The sequence below is a fragment of the Paenibacillus sp. 102 genome (genome assembly GCF_039549175.1).
GTDB lineage: Bacteria > Bacillota > Bacilli > Bacillales > Bacillaceae_G > Bacillus_A.
In genome coordinates, this window is the sequence record NZ_JBCGHT010000003.1 from 231,732 (window position 1) to 247,699 (window position 15,968).

Below are 15,968 nucleotides of genomic sequence, written 5' to 3' on the forward strand. Positions count from 1 at the left end.
TGTTAGGTTTTAACCATCAGTGGAGGATGGTTAAAACCTTCACTGATGCAAGTTTTACTTTGTCACTTGTTAGTGGAAAATGAATGATATGAAATAAATAAAAAAGTAGAACGGAATCGTAATGCTTATAATCGCACACAGGGATGCTGAAAATCCGGCATGTAAATCGCTGGATTTTCGGCAAGAGGGGGGATGACAATGCTAGCAGTTTCGACACAAGAAGTCATTGAGGCGATTTTGAGCAGTATTGATGAAGCAATTCATGCAGTGGATGAGAATGGTATTACGATTTTTTATAATACAGTTGCTGCAAAACATGATGGGTCAAAGATTGAGAATGTATTAGGAAATCATTTATTAGAAGCATTCCCATCTTTATCAAGAGAAACGAGTACACTTATGAAAGTTTTAGATACAAAAAAGCCGATTTTGCATCAAGTGCAGCGTTATCAAAATTTAAACGGTGAAGATGTCTGTACTGTAAATACCACATTGCCTATTTTTATAGAAGATAAAATTGCAGGGGCTGTTGAAATCGCAAAAGATTACTCAACGGTTCAAAAATTAACAGATACGATTGTCGATTTACAATCGAAAATGAAACGTTCTTCTAGGAAAAAGGTAATAAAAAAGCACGTTGCTTTTAATACAATCGTGACAGAAGATTCTCGCTTTAAACAAACGAAAGATTTGGCACAAAAGGTGGCCCCAACAGATGCAAATGTTTTAATTTATGGAGAGACAGGGACTGGAAAAGAATTATTTGTACAAGCGATTCATGAGGCTTCAAAACGGAAAAATAAACCGTTTATTGCCCAAAACTGTGCAGCTCTTCCCGAATCTCTTCTAGAGAGTTTATTATTTGGAACAACAAAAGGTAGTTATACAGGTGCGATTGAACGTGCCGGGTTATTTGAGCTTGCAGATGAGGGGACTTTGTTTTTAGATGAATTAAATTCGATGCCCCTTGATTTGCAAGCAAAGATGCTTCGAGCGTTAGAAGATGGAGTGATTCGTCGCATCGGTGATAGTAAGACGAGAAAAGTTAATGTACGCGTCATTACGGCGATGAATCAACCTCCAGAGATATGTTTACGTGAAAATAAAATTCGAACGGATTTATATTATCGTTTAAATGTATTTTCTCTATATATTCCACCGCTTCGTGAACGAAAAGAAGACGTATTATTGTTAGCGTCGTATTTTTTAAACGATTATAATAAAGAATATAAAAAAGAGGTACTTCATATTGACAGTGAGACGAAAGAAAGATTACTAGCATACCATTGGCCTGGAAATGTAAGAGAGTTGAAGCATACGATTGAACACGCTGTAATTATTGCAGAAGGAGGTTCATTAACGGTTAATTGTTTACCACGAACCTTTCGAAAAGAGGTAGCTGCAAAGAAAAAGAAGAAAAGTATCCTTCCGTTACGTGAAGCACTTTATCAAACAGAAAAAGAATTAATTGATCAAGCGCTGACAGAAACAGATGGGAACATTTTGCAAGCTGCTAAATTACTCGGTATTCCAAGGCAAACATTGCAGTATAAATTAAATAAATATGATAAAACCGCCGAATAATCGGCGGTTTTTGTGTGTTTGCACCAATAAAAGAGCGTTTACATATACAGAAAGTAATGAATATGGTATAGAATAGAGCACCATTTAAAATAAGAAAAATAAATTTCCTCATATATAATAGGATATCCTTTGCAATCACCTATTGAAGATAGAAAATTGGCACAATTATTGCTTATATAAATGGTGAGCGTAAAAAAAGGGGGAATAGCAATGTTACATGATGTATATAAACCAAATCGTCACTGGAAAGATATCGAATTATGGAAAGATGTTACAGAAGAGCAATGGAATGATTGGGTTTGGCAATTAACGAATACGATCAAAACGTTAGATGATTTAAAGAAAGTAATTAATTTAACACCAGAAGAAGAAGAAGGTGTTAAAATTTCAACGAAAACGATTCCGTTAAATATTACACCGTACTATGCTTCTCTTATGAATCCTGATGATCCACGCTGTCCGATTCGGATGCAATCTGTACCGATTTCGGAAGAGTTATATAAAACAAAATATGATTTAGAAGATCCTCTTCATGAAGATGAAGATTCACCAGTTCCAGGTTTAACACATCGTTATCCAGACCGTGTGTTATTTCTAGTAACAAATCAATGTTCTATGTATTGTCGTTATTGTACACGTCGTCGTTTTAGTGGACAAATTGGAATGGGTGTTCCGAAAAAACAATTAGATGATGCGATCGCTTACATTAGTGAGACACCGCAAGTACGAGATGTTTTAATTTCTGGTGGGGATGGCCTTCTTATTAATGATAAAATCTTAGAATACGTATTAAAGAATTTACGAGCAATTCCGCATGTGGAAATTATTCGTATCGGAACGAGAGCACCAGTTGTATTTCCACAACGTATTACAGAAAATCTATGCAATATTATTAAAAAATATCACCCAGTGTGGTTAAATACACACTTTAACACTTCTATTGAAATCACAGAAGAGTCTAAACTAGCATGTGAGATGCTTGCAAACGCAGGTGTTCCAGTAGGAAACCAAGCAGTTATTTTAGCTGGAATTAACGATAGCGTACCAATCATGAAAAAGCTGATGCACGATTTAGTAAAAATTCGTGTGCGCCCGTATTACATTTATCAATGTGATTTATCAGAAGGTATTGGTCACTTCCGTGCACCGGTTTCAAAAGGATTAGAAATTATTGAAGGATTACGTGGACATACGTCTGGTTATGCAGTGCCGACATTTGTTGTAGATGCACCAGGCGGAGGTGGGAAAATTGCTCTTCAGCCGAATTATTTAATCTCACAAAGTGCGGATAAAGTTGTTCTTCGTAATTTTGAAGGTGTTATTACAACGTATCCAGAACCAGAAAACTATGTAGCAGGAAGAGCGGAAGGCTACTTTAAAGAAATTTATCCAACATATGAAGAAAAGCGTTCAGACATTGGTGTAGCAGGATTGATGAGTGATAAGAAATTCAATCTTGTTCCAGATGACTTGCAGCGCATGAATCGCCGTAAAGATTATGAAACAAATGACGAACATGCTTCTTTAAAAGATAAGCGTGATAAGCGTGATCAGTTAAAAGATAAAAAATATCAAGCGCAAATGGCGAAATTAGAAGAGAATAAAAAAGCTGAGGGTGACGCAGTATGAATTGTATGTGGTGTGACAGTACAGAAGCGAAAGAAAGTCTGAATACTGTATATTGGGAATTGCCAGATGGTACAAAAGCCATTGAAATTCAAAAGACACCATGTATCTCTTGTTCATCATGTGGAATGGACTATCAGTCTGATCATGTTGTAAAAGAAATAGAAGATCAGTTATTTTTAATTTATACAAAAGATTTACCAAAACAATTAACATATGAAGAATTAATGGAACGTCCCCGCTTATTAAAGAGAAATTATTTTGATTTTTAACCAAAAAACCAGCGAGTATGCTGGTTTTTTTCTTTTCTCCCTTGTATAATGTACCCAAGTTAGAAAGGTAGGGAATATTGTTGAAAAAGTCATTTTATCACTATATGATGAAGCACCGTGCGTCTTTAATCAAAAATGAAGTATCAGATTTAGCTGAAGCTATGTACGATGATTTAAGTTTTCCGAAGCAATCAGAAGATTACGATGAAATTAGTTCGTATTTAGAATTAAGTGGATTACTAGGTAGCATGACTATTTTTGATGAAGCTTGGGAGTTATACATACAGGAAAGATAGTTAATAATAAAAACATAATGAAGAAATTCGTTTTATCTTCAGCGGGCTCTTTGTTTGTATTAATTGAAAAGTAGGAGTAGAGAACGCTCCGCCAAGAATAGTATGATGCATATAAAACATAATGAGTATATTACTTTGGATAAAGTAAAGTACTTATTATGTTTTTTGTTTTTTATTATATTTATAAACTGCTATATCTCTGAATCCAGAAGGTGTGGTCTACTGTATTATGCTGATAAATTAAATGAAAGTACAGCACGATGCGTAGAATATGATACGAGATGCTAGACATGTATTCAGGAATGCTAAACGGAAAGCTAGTATGTCTATTACATTTTTTATGAAAAAATTTTGTAATATAAGCTTATGTGATAAGCGTTTTTTAATCGTTTGCATATACTGTTATCAAAATCACGACTTTAAAAAGGAGAGAGATAAATGGCACGAAAAAAACAACCTAAATATAATGTAGGAGATATAGTCGTGATTACGCTATATGGGACTGTTGGTAAAATCACAAATATGAAAATATTAGATGGCGTTTATGTATATGAAGTTAATAATCATGATGGATTTTATGTGGAACAAACACTTCAACATGTCACAGAACAAGAAATGAAAAAAGGTGAAACAGAATGGATTGAACTACGTTATCATTTTACGTTCGGTGATCTAGTGCAAGTTACGGGATATGATAAAGATGTTTTTCGTATCGTTGGGTTTCGCACAGAGGTGTGGCGGTATAAAAATGACGCTTGGGAAGATACAATATATGAATTATCGAGAATTACAGATGGTGAGTGGTTAGAGGCTGATGAATCAGATTTAACCTTGCTTGCGAATGCGCAAACTGCTAATGCGATTTTGAAAAAACTAAAACAAGATAAAGCAGGGATGAATAAATTAGATTTAGGAAAATTGAAATCAATAAACAACTCAAAAAAGGTGAGTGTTAAAACGAGTAGACAAGAAATTATTGATGGATTATTAGATATTTATAATGACTATCAATTATTATATGAAACATTTCAAGATGAAGAATATAAAATTGTTATGGATGTCGTTCATAATTATTTAGTTAAATTAACAGAGAAAAAATAGCTAGAAAGTAAGAAGGAACTGAACAAAAATATATATTGTGTAAGGTATACCTACAATTGTTAAAAAAATAATAAGCCCTTTGATGACAGAGTCTGCCCATTTATCTTCATGCATGAACTCTTCTTTTCTTTGCTCTACTTCATATTGGTATTCCATTTTTTATTTCCCCTTTCAAATAGCTTGTACTACATCGTATGCTGTGAGCTGAATTGATATGACAGACAAGTATGATATAGAAAAGAAAATCTATTTTTCTAATCTCGTATACATAATTTTGAAATTTCTTCATAAAACAGAAATAAAGGAGTGATGCTCATGAAGGAAATTGAAGTCGTAATTGATACGGAAGAAATTGCGGAGTTTTTTTATGAGCAACTAATTGAGAGAGGGTATGTGCCAAAGCGAGAAGAGATTGAGGATCTCGCTGATATTACATTTGAGTATTTACTAGAAAAATGTATGATTGATGAAGTGTTTGATGAAGATGAAGGATGAAAGTAACGACGGGACCTACTCGTCGTTTTTTACACTTCAAAATTCTTTCTTTACAAACTTGTCACAAACATAAAGGATTATTATTGGTATAATAAAAAGAAAATTTGAAACAAGAGGTGAAGGGATGTTCAAAAAAATTATTGATTCTTTACTAGGAAAGAAGAATAGATATCGTTCCTACTCAAGTAGTGATTATCGTCATAGAGGTCGCTCATATTCAAGCAGTGATTATAACAAGAGGAGAAATTCTCATGGTTATGGACATCAGCACTATAAAAGAAAACGTAAGAGCCGTAGTTTCTTTTCTAGTAGTTGATGAAGTGGCGTGACATACTTGCTTGGTTTGATAGACCGCTACGCAATGATACAATTGTTACGCAGCGCTATAAAATTGAATCAGTAATTGGAATGGGCAGCTATGGCTTTACATATATCGTTTATGATTTGGAAACGAAAGAAAAAAAGGTTTTGAAACAATTAAGACAAAGTAAGCAAAGGTATATGTCGGGTCGAAGGTCATTTGCACAGGAGCAAACGATTTTAGAACAGCTAGATCATCCGGCTATACCAAATTTATATGATAGTTTTATATGGAAAAAACAGCCGTTTTTTGTAATGGAGTATATGCCAGGTAAGAATTTCGAAGACTTCATTTTCAGAGATGGACATGTATATGAAGAGCATGAGGTTTTTCATATTTTATATAGGGTACTCGAGCTTGTTTCTTATTTTCATAGTAAAGGTATTATTCATCGAGACTTGCGAACTCCCAACATTTTAATGGAAGAGGGGCAGATTAGCATAATTGATTTTGGATTAGCTAGATTTATAGGAGAAATCGATGAACGAGCATCGATCTATGAAGGAGAACAAGCCTGTATGCGGGAGGTTCACTATCGCAGTGATTTTTATGCACTAGGCCATTTTGTATTATTTTTATTGTATTCTGGTTATGAGTCTACTGTAAAAGAAGAAAGACCATGGTATGAAGAGTTGCAGCTAACGAAAAAAAACCGCGAAATTATTATGCGAATGCTACGGATGAAGACGCCATATTATGAAGATGTACAAGAGATTAGAAAAGATGTACGCCATACATTAGAAAGGATGGGGGATACATGTTTCAAAAGTTTTTAGCAAGCGTTGGAATAGGAAATGCAAAAGTGGATACAGTTCTTGAAAAAGAAGAATATTTAGTAGGAGAAGAAATTGCAGGTGTGGCTCATATTACGGGTGGATCAGTTGGTCAACAAATTGAAAGCATTTACTTAACATTAACAACGTCATATGTACGAGAAGTGGATGATAAAAAAGTAAGCGCAACATTTGATTTAGAGCGAGTACGTTTAACCGATCCTATTACGATATCTCCAAATGAAAAAGTAGAAATTCCGTTTTCATTCCCAATGCCAATCGAAGCGCCGCTTACACTTGGAATGAAAACGGTTTGGATTCATACAGGTCTTGATATTAAGCGGAGTATTGATCCGAGTGATCGCGATTACATTCAGGTATTACCGAATGCATTATTAAATAGTGTTTTAGATAGTGTAAAACAATTAGGATTCAGACTTCATCAAGCGGAGTGTGAAGAGTTACCACGTCATTTACGTGCCAATATTCCATTTGCGCAAGAATTTGAGTTCATTCCAGTTTCAGGGCAATATTATGGGAAATTAGATGAGTTGGAATTATTAATTTTACCACGTGCGCATGATCGATTGGATATTGTTATGGAAGTAGACAGAAAAGCCCGCGGATTAGCAGGGTTATTTTCAGAAGCGTTAGACTTAGATGAAAGAGTCGTTCGTTTTACTGTAACGCGTGAAGATATTCCAGCTATGCAGCAAAAAATTAACAGTTATATTTCTTGATAAATGATGCATAAAAAAAGAAATGGAGAGGGAAACTAAAACAACCGCTCCATTTTTTATTTTTATATAGTGAGGTTATGTATGTGAAACGATATCGGCATGTATACTTGTTAAGCTTATTACTTATTTGTTTTGTCGGATTATCACTTTCGTATCATACCGCTTGTGTTGAGAAATTTGATGATGTTGTTACCAAATTTATTCAAAGTTTTCGGAACGATTATTTGACAGCTTATTTCAATTGGATGTCTTATATTGGTTCAAAAAAAATATATTTCCCGTTATTAATCATAGTTGTAATGTACTTTCTCATTCGAAAAAGGTTGTTAGGTGCGTTATTATTAATTATTAATTATTATGGATCTCGTCACCTTAACAGCCTCCTAAAATTATGGTATGAACGACCAAGACCAGATGTCACGCAGCTTGTTACAGCTACAGGATATAGCTTTCCAAGCGGCCATACGATGAATGCCACCGCATTTTTAGGGTTTATCGCTTATGTAACAATCACAGAGCATCGTATTACACTGCATAGAAAATTGTTGCTTATTTTTATTACATGTTTCGTGATATTCTCTATTTCCGTTAGCCGCGTATATCTCGGGGTCCATTATCCATCTGATATATTAGCGGGCTGGGCAGCGGGTGGAAGTTGGCTTATTTTATGTATTATGTTCCACCGAGCATTCATCAAAAAAGAACCTATGGAAGCATAGGTTCTTTTTGCATAGGTTCAACATGAATATGAGTGTGTAAAATTCCGAATTTTCGCTCTAGCATTTCTTCAATTTTATCGGTAATATAATGGCTTTTACTCACGTCCATATGAGCATCTACTTCAATTGTAATATCTACATACGTTTGATTCCCATACATACGGGCACGAATATCAACAATATGTTCCACACCAGAAACAAGCTTAACAGCCTGTGAGTATTCTTCCATTTTATCTGGATCAATGCCATCGGTTAACATATGAGAAGCTTCTACAAAGATGTCCCACGCAGTTTTGCAAATGATAAAACCAACAAGTAAGGCCGCGATTGGATCGAGAATCGGCATGTGGAACTGAGAAGCAACAATACCGACAACTGTACCGATACTAACAAGAGCATCTGATAAATTATCTTTCGCTGCGGCTTCTAGTGCTTTGCTTTTTGTACGCTTTGCAATTTTATTATTATATTTGTACACGACGTACATGACGACAGCACAAAATAAGGCAACCCACGCTGCAAGCATACTTGGTGCGTTTTTTTGCGGATTAAAAAAGGATTGAATTGCACTCACAATAACTTCTAAACCAACCGTTGCCATAATAAAGGAGGCAACAAGTGAAGCGATTTGTTCTGCACGTGAATGACCGTACGGATGATCTGGATCACGAGGCTTTCGAGAAATTTTTAAACCGATTAATACAGCTAAAGAAGCGCCAATATCTGTTAAATTATTTAAACCGTCCGCACGTAATGCACTGGAAAGAGCAATATAGCTAATTACGATTTTCAGTGATGACAAAAATATGTAGGCGATAATGCTGACAATAGCTCCTTTATCAGCTTCTTTATTAGAAAGTGAATTCATAACGATCACTCACCTTTCTGTTAGGAATTTCTTTCTAGTAATAGAGTATCAAACGAAACTCGTGTGGGTCTATACAAACATTGTTGACGTTTTATAGCTTTTTAAGTAGGGGATAACAAAGTTTCGTGAAGGAAAAATATGTTGCGAAGTACAAAGTGCTTAAAATTGTATGGGATTTCATTTACAATATAAGGAAGGGGTGGTTGGAATGCGAAAAATATTATCTTGTTTCATATTAGTAATGCTGACATTGATTAGCGCAGGGTGTGGGGCGTTCAATGAAGATAATGTAAAGAAACAAGATATTTCTAAGTTGTCGATATCTACTTCAAAAGGGTTAGGTGGTTTAAATGAAGATTATTTTATAAATATTGAAGACGAAGAAAAATTAAAGAGGATTCATAATCTGCTAAACGACGTAAAAAAACAAAAAAGAAGTGATGAAAAGCCGCAATACGATTTGTTAATTACATATCAAAATGGAGATACACATGGAATCCATCTATACCTCGGAGGCGCAGGGGAGAAAAGTGTCATCATGTATATCGGTCATGAGGAAACCGCATATTATACTTCTGAAGAAATGACTAAGCAATTGCGAAAGATAATCATTAAAAAAGACTAAAAAATGCCTCTGAAAAAATATATCTCAGAGGCACTTTTTCTATTTTAGTATGCTTCTAAAAACTCAGTAACTTGTTCTTCTGTTTTTGCGTTTGCACTATGTAAATGACCAAGTTTTTCACCATTTTGATACACCAATAAGCTAGGAATTCCCATTACTTGATACTCTTCTGCAATACTTGGGAATTCATCTTTATTAATAGAGTACCATTCAAATTTATTGAACTCTTCCATTACATCTCCGATAAAGTTGTCCATACGTACGCAATCTGGGCACCATGTTGTGAAGAACTTTACTACAACTGGTTCCTCGCTTGCGATAATGTCCTTAAATTCCTTGTCACTCTTGATTTCTCTCATTTTTTTTGCTCCTTTCGATTTTATACGAATCTGCTAGTATTTTTATGCAAAATCCGTATTTGCAAACATTTTGCAAACATTAGTGTTTTTGAAATAGATTGTTTGCAAAATCTTCGACTGCTTTTTCTTGTAGGCCTGGTACGACATGTGAGTAGGTGTCCAATGTGATGCCTACTCTTTTATGCCCTAATCGTTCACTGACAATTTTCGGGTGAATACCTTGTTTCAACATTAATGTTGCATGGGTATGCCTTAGATCATGGAAACGAATATTAGGAACCCCACTTTTCTTTATAAGCTTTTTCCAGAGCTGTGTCAAACTTCTGAAATCGCAGGGGTTACCATTATAGGTTGGGTAAACTAAATCATAATTATTATATCCATCGCCATACCGTTCTTTTTCTTCATTTATTTTCTGGAGATGTTCTTGAAGTGCCTGTAAAGTAATTTCAGGCAGAACAATTAATCTCTTGCCTGTAGATGTTTTAGGCTCGTGAAATTCTTTGGTTATATGTGAGAGGGAACGATTAACAGATAAGGTCCGTCTGTCAAAATCAATATCCTTCCATTGTAGTCCTAAAATTTCACCTTTACGCATTCCGCAAGTGATGGCAAGAAGATAAGTTACATAATATCGACTATCCTTAGCATTTTCTAAAAAACGCAGTACGTCTTCTTCTGACCAAGTGTTCACGGTTTTTCTTCACCCTTAGGAGGGCTTACTACATCAGCGACATTTCTTTTTATAATCTCATGACGTACAGCGTAGCACTATTATCTTGAGTTTAAAAATGAATTTTTCACAATGCCAGTTCACGAATTTTTAAAGTATGTGAAGTGTGAAAATCTTGGATTTGCCGATATTACGCAACTTTATGGAAAGGAAAAGTATTTCCGAAGAATGTGCAGGTATAGAAAGATTGATTTTGCTTATCGTGGTATGCGTGTACAAGTAGCTGGGCGAATGGGAACGATCGTTGGTAACTATAAGACGAATTTATTTGTGGTGTTGGATGGAGATTTTGAGAAATGCAATGTCCATCCTTGGTGGGAAATTGCTCACTTAGATGAAGAAGGCAATATTGTTCGAGATTATCGGAAAGGGGTGTATGCGGTATAAGTAAAAAATCAGGACAAGCAGTCGTATCTGCTGTCCTGATTAGGAGAAAAGATTACTTTTGATAGAAACTACGAATAGTCAGAAATCAAGCTTGTAAATAGTGTTAACGAAAATTTAAAGATATATACAACAAAATGGGATAAGCAAAAACGCTTATCCCAGAAGGATAACTCAAAACACCAAAATGACTCGTATTGGTAAACTGGTTCATAGATAGTATGTGTGAAATGAAAAAGATTATACGAAAAGCAGATAGCCTCTTATGCCATCTGCTTACGTTGGAAATTATGTTTTCTGAAAAAACAATAGTACAGCAACTCACTTACGAGTAGTTTGTGTGAATTAAAAAAGTTTATACAAAAGAATGGCAGACAACAATTTTAGTCGCCTGCCGGTGGGTTGAATGAGTTACTCAATTGCAATAAATTGCTTTCTCATTACAAGAAGAGTGAAGCCGCTAGTTCGGACGGCTTGTAGATATTGTTTTCCGTAGGGTGGAATTTATGCATGCTGATTTTGTCGGGAAATAAAAAAGAAACAGCTATATACGCTGTTCCTTACACGGAGTATCAAAAATATTGGAAGGTTGCAGAAACGCCTAATCGTGTTGTGAATCAGTGTTGAAGGCGTAAGGATAGTGTATGCCAAAAATTAAAAAATATACAGAGAAAGCAGATAGGGGAAGAAACTACCTGCTTACTACTGTAAACAAAAGAAATAGTGCCGACCGTGGATTAAGCGGTCTGTAAATAGTATGTATTGATTTTGAAGATTTATACAGGGAGTGAAGGAGAGTGGAATCAGTGGGAAATCGTGTTTATGAAATTACGTTACTAATTAGTGCAACGAAAGAAGATAACAATGAGTAAGTACGGGAATAAAGAAGTTACCATTGACGGTCATACTTTCGACTCAAAAGCAGAAGGCGAGTATTACAAACTATTAAAAGAGCGTCATGCAGATGGAGAAATACAAGGGTTTGAATTGCAACCGGTATTTGAATTACAACCTACTTTTAAGAAAGACGGGAAGGGATTTAAAAAGATTACATACAAGGCAGACTTCATGATTTACCTTCCTGGTGGCGATATTGAGGTTATCGATATTAAGGGATTCATTACCCAAACGTTTGCATTGAAGAAGAAAATGTTCTAATACAAATATCCGCATTTAAACTTAATTCTTTTGTCTTACGTTAAAAAGTACGGTGGATTTATAGAAATTTCCGAATTAGAAAAGTTACGTAAAGCAGCTAAGAGGGGGAAGTAGATGCCAAAATGGGTTGATATTGCAGGTGAACGTTTTGGGATGTTGACGGTTTTAGGAAAGGTTAAGAAAGGCAAATTAACCTATTGGGAATGTAAATGTGATTGCGGTAATTTAACCTATTCGAGTGTAACAGATCTTCGTGTAGGTAAAAAGAAAAGTTGCGGTTGTTTAGCGAAGAAGAGTCGTAAGTTAGGCAATAAAACTCATGGGTTGAAAAATGTTAATAAACGACTTTATACAACTTGGAAGAACATGAAAAGTAGATGTCTTAACGAAAAGAATAAGTCTTATCAGTATTATGGAGGAAAAGGCGTTACTATTTGTGGCGATTGGTTGAGTTATGAGAATTTTTATAACTGGGCCATTACCAATGGTTATAAGGATGATTTAACTCTTGATCGAATTGACAATCACGGTAATTATGATGCAGAGAATTGTAGGTGGGTAGATAGAAAAACACAAACAAGAAATCGGGATATAACTGTAAAAGTTTTATTCCGTGGTAAAGAGGTACCTATTACTGAATTAGCTGAAAAATATGGTGTAGATTACTTGTTAATTAAAGCTCGCCATTATCGAGGCTTTAAAAATGATGAACTGATTAAGGGTAGAAAAAAACAAGCTAAATAAAGGGAGCGGATCATATGTCATATATCGAATTCAAACCAACTTTAAAGAAAGTAAATCTTAAACCAGATGGGAAGAAAGAAATGGTTTTGGAAGTAACAAACAGCTCATTAAACGGTAAGCTTGATGCTCTTTCTGAAATGATCGATATGAAAGTGGATGTGTCTCTTGAGTCGTTAACGGTTAATTTCAACGTGACATTAAATGCGAAAACAAATGAGCCACTTACTCAGTATGAAGTAAACAATAAAGGAATTGTACAAGAAGTGAAACCATCATTCGAACAAATAGAAGCAGACTTTGATATCCCAGAAGAGAAAATCCAAACGCGTGAAGAAAAAGAGCAAGTTGATCGTGAAATTGTGGATGAGTTCATTATTAGTGGCTTAGCACCAAGTTTTGATGGAATGCCAAACAAATTACCGAACATTGTAAAACGTCGTTTAGAGGGTGAATCGTAATTGAAGCTTGCAAACGAGTTGGATATGTCATCAGGAAAGATTATTGAAGTGATAGATGAATATCGTAAACGCGTAGCACCATTAGCACTGAAATGGCACGAATGGAAAGAGAATCAACCAGAAGCATCAGAGCAGCCAATGGTAGAGGAGAAGGCTGAAAAAGTGGATGAACAAAAGAGAGAAGAGAAATCAGAGCAAGAACCGGAAATAACAGACGAGGACAAGCCATCTGATGAAAATTTAGGAGACTAATCTTTTTGGGGAACCACAATGAAACTATTAAAAGAGGAACGCACAAAAATCACATTTGAAATTGGCGACATAATAGAGCAAAAGTGTCAACGGTGTTACTACAATCGTTCGGTAGATGAATGTTTCAGCATTAGTGTTTGTGGAGATTGCCCAACTGGTCAAGAGTTACGCCAGTTGGGCAGGTACTTTGATACAGAGTCAAAAGAACGCGGTGGGAAGAGAAAAAATATTCCCATAGGTTTAACACCAGAATGGGTTCGTGAATTAAATCTACAAGGCATTGCTGACAAAAGAATTGGCATCATGTATGAGCGGAGCCCTAATTATGTCAGTAAGCTAAAGAAGCGGTGGAAAGAGCGAGGTCAATGGGAAGGACCAACTGATATGCGAGAAGTTAAAAGGGGTGGGGAGTATTGATCAGTCCGGATTAGAACATTTACCTTCTGTACCAGGAAGAGCAATCTATATGAAGGAGAATTTCACAGAGCTTCAAGTACCGTATATCGATGACAAAGTCATGTGGGAACATCTAAAAGGATATGAGGTGGAGAAACATGAACATCCAGACACATATGAAAATCAACCGTCAGATGACGATACTTGCGACGATTAGAAAGCTGCAGTTTGCAACAAGAAGGCATTTGATGTGCGTGCATGACATGCGTGGCATACGGAATGCGAATAGGATTATGGCAGATATGAAGCCTTATGTGAGTAAAGCAGTGCATGGGAAGGAATATGTATATTATCTAAACAAAGAAGGTCACTCACTGATTGGTGAAGGTATAGTGGTATCTCGAGGGAAAATGGCTCATGCACTTTTGCGAAATGAAGCCTGGTTACATTTATATCGTCCGGACGATTGGCAAATTGAAACAGAAATACGATACAAGAAAAACGGAGAGGAGAAGCGAATTATTCCAGATGTGAAGTTTCGTGATGAAGAAGGGATACTGCATGCAGTTGAAGTAGATCGTTCACAAAAGATGAAAATAAATGAAGAGAAGTTAAGAAAGTATGAAGAGTTTACGCAAATTTATAAACAGAAATACAATGGGAAAATGCCTGTCATTCATTTCTTTACGATTACAAAATATAGAGAAAAGAAATTGGAGCAGTTAGCGGCTAAGTATGATTTGTTTGTGAAGGTTTATGTGGTTTCAAGTATATAAGAGTGTAACAAAAAAATAACTCCCCCTATAAAAGGGTTGTTGTTTTTTTACAGCCCATTACCGTTACAATTCGTTAAAAAACAATTGTAGCTTGTCAGATATTGATAAATTTATCTTAGATTGATGGTGATATGACGTGAACCCTTACAAGCTCCAATACAATCAAGTTGAAGAATATAATAATAAAAAAGACGATTCCCCATGTTGGAGAATCGCCTTTATTACCTTTTAGTTTTTTAATATGCAATTGTATTAGAATATCCGGTCACCTGAGTATAACTTGAAGTATCTTCTATATCTAAGTAATAATGATAAGGTTGCACGTTATAAAAGTTTACCCTTCCGTACCCCTTTTTTATTTCAGTGAATGATTTAAATTGTGTACAGTTTTCTGTATAGCTATTACATAAACGAACTTTTAACTTCTTAGGAGAATAAGTACCATTCCCCCAGACACTCGAATACCCGTATAAACCCCATACATCAACTTGCACATTCATATTTTTCCAATCTGGAAAATTAAGACCACCATCAATGCGTCCATCTTCAGTCTTAAACCAATAACCTGCTGCACTAGCTTGGGTTGACACACCGAAAATTAATGTAAAACTAATTAACGACATAATAATAAATTTTTTCATGTGCTCTTCTCCCTTATTAAAATATTAATAATCAAGTAGAGTTATAATCTAATCTGAAAATTTCATTTTACTATCAAAAATTAATGTGTTTTTTTTCGAAATGCTGGTGGTAATCCATATATCAATAATAAAGGAAATAAGATACAGTAACTTTATATCCCGGCCTTGGATTACTAAACCATATACGATGAGTTTTTCCCAATTTAGTTTGGTAAGGGTAAAGATCCACCCAACTCTCGGGCCAGGTACCACAGTCAATAGTTGCACTATCTGCATTGTACCAATACCCATTTTGATAAAATTGAAGATAAACCCTTTGATCTTGATTGGAGCTAGCCACATTCTCACATGCTGTATTTAATGTAACAGGGCTTCTATAGGTTACGAAGGACTTAGATGCCATGCCGTATTTATAACTAACGTCTCCACTCATTGTTGCTGCCTCTGCCTTATTTTGTGGCAAAAATATTAAAATCAATGTAAAAAATAAAACAAACGGCAACAACCATTTCCTTATAATTCCTTGAGATAATGTCATTTAATCATCTCCTTTATAATAAGTTAATTAATACCAACTAGTCGGTATTAATTAATTTATTATATGCTG

The 15,968-nt window shown here is 35.2% G+C and carries 22 protein-coding genes and 2 pseudogenes; 18 read left to right on the forward strand and 6 right to left on the reverse strand.

Features of this window, described 5'->3' with window-relative positions; all coding sequences use genetic code 11:
* The first annotated feature begins 192 nt into the window (after window positions 1–192).
* The 5 genes from AAIE21_RS10345 to AAIE21_RS10365 all read left to right on the forward strand — a co-directional run bounded on the left by AAIE21_RS10345 (window position 193) and on the right by AAIE21_RS10365 (window position 4,879).
* The gene (locus AAIE21_RS10345; RefSeq protein WP_343266694.1) at window positions 193–1,584 is read left to right on the forward strand and encodes a sigma-54 interaction domain-containing protein; all 1,392 of its coding nucleotides are present in this window, start codon (window positions 193–195) and stop codon (window positions 1,582–1,584) included.
* A 210-nt stretch (window positions 1,585–1,794) separates the two neighbouring features.
* Window positions 1,795–3,213 (forward strand): lysine 2,3-aminomutase, encoded by a 1,419-nt coding sequence (gene kamA, locus AAIE21_RS10350; protein ID WP_343266695.1) that lies wholly within the window; start codon window positions 1,795–1,797, stop codon window positions 3,211–3,213.
* Window positions 3,210–3,482: a YokU family protein gene (locus tag AAIE21_RS10355; protein ID WP_000995767.1), complete on the forward strand. Its 273-nt coding sequence runs from the start codon at window positions 3,210–3,212 to the stop codon at window positions 3,480–3,482. The genes kamA and AAIE21_RS10355 overlap by 4 nt, the downstream gene beginning before the upstream one ends.
* A gap of 80 nt (window positions 3,483–3,562) precedes the next feature.
* A complete protein-coding gene (locus AAIE21_RS10360) occupies window positions 3,563–3,778 on the forward strand; it encodes a YozE family protein (protein ID WP_343266696.1) in 216 nt (71 codons plus the stop codon).
* A gap of 438 nt (window positions 3,779–4,216) precedes the next feature.
* Window positions 4,217–4,879 (forward strand): hypothetical protein, encoded by a 663-nt coding sequence (locus AAIE21_RS10365; protein WP_343266697.1) that lies wholly within the window; start codon window positions 4,217–4,219, stop codon window positions 4,877–4,879.
* Here the strand turns inward: AAIE21_RS10365 and AAIE21_RS10370 are convergent, their stop codons facing one another.
* Complete coding sequence (locus AAIE21_RS10370) at window positions 4,880–5,035, reverse strand: DUF3930 family protein (protein WP_343266698.1); 156 nt, start codon at window positions 5,033–5,035, stop codon at window positions 4,880–4,882.
* A 159-nt stretch (window positions 5,036–5,194) separates the two neighbouring features.
* Here AAIE21_RS10370 and AAIE21_RS10375 point away from each other — a divergent pair, with 159 nt between their 5' ends.
* From AAIE21_RS10375 to AAIE21_RS10395, 5 genes are all read left to right on the forward strand, one after another.
* Window positions 5,195–5,374 (forward strand): YozD family protein, encoded by a 180-nt coding sequence (locus AAIE21_RS10375; RefSeq protein WP_003197525.1) that lies wholly within the window; start codon window positions 5,195–5,197, stop codon window positions 5,372–5,374.
* Between the two features lie 124 nt (window positions 5,375–5,498).
* The gene (locus AAIE21_RS10380) at window positions 5,499–5,690 is read left to right on the forward strand and encodes a hypothetical protein (protein ID WP_017149660.1); all 192 of its coding nucleotides are present in this window, start codon (window positions 5,499–5,501) and stop codon (window positions 5,688–5,690) included.
* On the forward strand, window positions 5,690–6,511 hold the full coding sequence (locus AAIE21_RS10385; protein ID WP_343266699.1) for a serine/threonine protein kinase: 822 nt from the start codon (window positions 5,690–5,692) through the stop codon (window positions 6,509–6,511). Before AAIE21_RS10380 ends, AAIE21_RS10385 begins: the two co-directional genes overlap by 1 nt.
* Window positions 6,493–7,248 carry a sporulation protein gene (locus AAIE21_RS10390; RefSeq protein ID WP_343266700.1) on the forward strand — a complete coding sequence of 252 codons (756 nt, stop codon included), beginning with the start codon at window positions 6,493–6,495 and terminating at the stop codon, window positions 7,246–7,248. The genes AAIE21_RS10385 and AAIE21_RS10390 overlap by 19 nt, the downstream gene beginning before the upstream one ends.
* Window positions 7,249–7,331: 83 nt before the next feature.
* Window positions 7,332–7,967 (forward strand): phosphatase PAP2 family protein, encoded by a 636-nt coding sequence (locus AAIE21_RS10395; protein WP_343266701.1) that lies wholly within the window; start codon window positions 7,332–7,334, stop codon window positions 7,965–7,967.
* Here the strand turns inward: AAIE21_RS10395 and AAIE21_RS10400 are convergent.
* Window positions 7,954–8,835 carry a cation diffusion facilitator family transporter gene (locus AAIE21_RS10400; protein WP_343266702.1) on the reverse strand — a complete coding sequence of 294 codons (882 nt, stop codon included), beginning with the start codon at window positions 8,833–8,835 and terminating at the stop codon, window positions 7,954–7,956. The two genes, AAIE21_RS10395 and AAIE21_RS10400, sit on opposite strands and share 14 nt — an antisense overlap.
* Window positions 8,836–9,043: 208 nt before the next feature.
* On the opposite strand from AAIE21_RS10400, the gene AAIE21_RS10405 reads away from it, so the two are divergent.
* A complete protein-coding gene (locus AAIE21_RS10405) occupies window positions 9,044–9,460 on the forward strand; it encodes a YhfM domain-containing protein (protein WP_343266703.1) in 417 nt (138 codons plus the stop codon).
* 44 nt (window positions 9,461–9,504) lie between these two features.
* On the opposite strand, the gene AAIE21_RS10410 is transcribed toward AAIE21_RS10405, so the two are convergent.
* Both AAIE21_RS10410 and AAIE21_RS10415 read right to left on the reverse strand, forming a co-directional pair.
* Entirely contained in the window at window positions 9,505–9,819 is a 315-nt protein-coding gene (locus AAIE21_RS10410; RefSeq protein WP_001206934.1) for a thioredoxin family protein, read from the reverse strand.
* A gap of 79 nt (window positions 9,820–9,898) precedes the next feature.
* Window positions 9,899–10,513 carry a site-specific integrase gene (locus AAIE21_RS10415; protein ID WP_343266705.1) on the reverse strand — a complete coding sequence of 205 codons (615 nt, stop codon included), beginning with the start codon at window positions 10,511–10,513 and terminating at the stop codon, window positions 9,899–9,901.
* 111 nt (window positions 10,514–10,624) lie between these two features.
* Here AAIE21_RS10415 and AAIE21_RS10420 point away from each other — a divergent pair, with 111 nt between their 5' ends.
* The 7 genes and pseudogenes from AAIE21_RS10420 to AAIE21_RS10450 all read left to right on the forward strand — a co-directional run bounded on the left by AAIE21_RS10420 (window position 10,625) and on the right by AAIE21_RS10450 (window position 14,720).
* Window positions 10,625–10,939, forward strand: coding sequence for a hypothetical protein (locus tag AAIE21_RS10420; RefSeq protein WP_343266706.1), 315 nt, complete (start codon window positions 10,625–10,627; stop codon window positions 10,937–10,939).
* A gap of 861 nt (window positions 10,940–11,800) precedes the next feature.
* Window positions 11,801–12,094: a DUF1064 domain-containing protein gene (locus tag AAIE21_RS10425; protein WP_343266707.1), complete on the forward strand. Its 294-nt coding sequence runs from the start codon at window positions 11,801–11,803 to the stop codon at window positions 12,092–12,094.
* Between the two features lie 114 nt (window positions 12,095–12,208).
* Window positions 12,209–12,838: a hypothetical protein gene (locus AAIE21_RS10430; protein ID WP_343266708.1), complete on the forward strand. Its 630-nt coding sequence runs from the start codon at window positions 12,209–12,211 to the stop codon at window positions 12,836–12,838.
* 14 nt (window positions 12,839–12,852) lie between these two features.
* Window positions 12,853–13,548: pseudogene (locus AAIE21_RS10435) on the forward strand (2-methylcitrate dehydratase).
* A gap of 18 nt (window positions 13,549–13,566) precedes the next feature.
* Window positions 13,567–13,965 (forward strand): hypothetical protein, encoded by a 399-nt coding sequence (locus tag AAIE21_RS10440; RefSeq protein ID WP_343266709.1) that lies wholly within the window; start codon window positions 13,567–13,569, stop codon window positions 13,963–13,965.
* Window positions 13,961–14,161, forward strand: a pseudogene (locus AAIE21_RS10445) (FtsK/SpoIIIE domain-containing protein); the annotation flags it as partial. The gene AAIE21_RS10440 and the pseudogene AAIE21_RS10445, both read left to right, overlap by 5 nt.
* The gene (locus AAIE21_RS10450) at window positions 14,103–14,720 is read left to right on the forward strand and encodes a replication-relaxation family protein (protein ID WP_343266710.1); all 618 of its coding nucleotides are present in this window, start codon (window positions 14,103–14,105) and stop codon (window positions 14,718–14,720) included. The pseudogene AAIE21_RS10445 and the gene AAIE21_RS10450, both read left to right, overlap by 59 nt.
* A 236-nt stretch (window positions 14,721–14,956) precedes the next feature.
* Here the strand turns inward: AAIE21_RS10450 and AAIE21_RS10455 are convergent, their stop codons facing one another.
* A complete protein-coding gene (locus AAIE21_RS10455; RefSeq protein ID WP_343266711.1) occupies window positions 14,957–15,361 on the reverse strand; it encodes a hypothetical protein in 405 nt (134 codons plus the stop codon).
* A 121-nt stretch (window positions 15,362–15,482) separates the two neighbouring features.
* Window positions 15,483–15,899, reverse strand: a complete 417-nt coding sequence (locus AAIE21_RS10460; protein WP_343266712.1) for a hypothetical protein — start codon at window positions 15,897–15,899, stop codon at window positions 15,483–15,485.
* Window positions 15,900–15,968 lie beyond the last annotated feature (69 nt).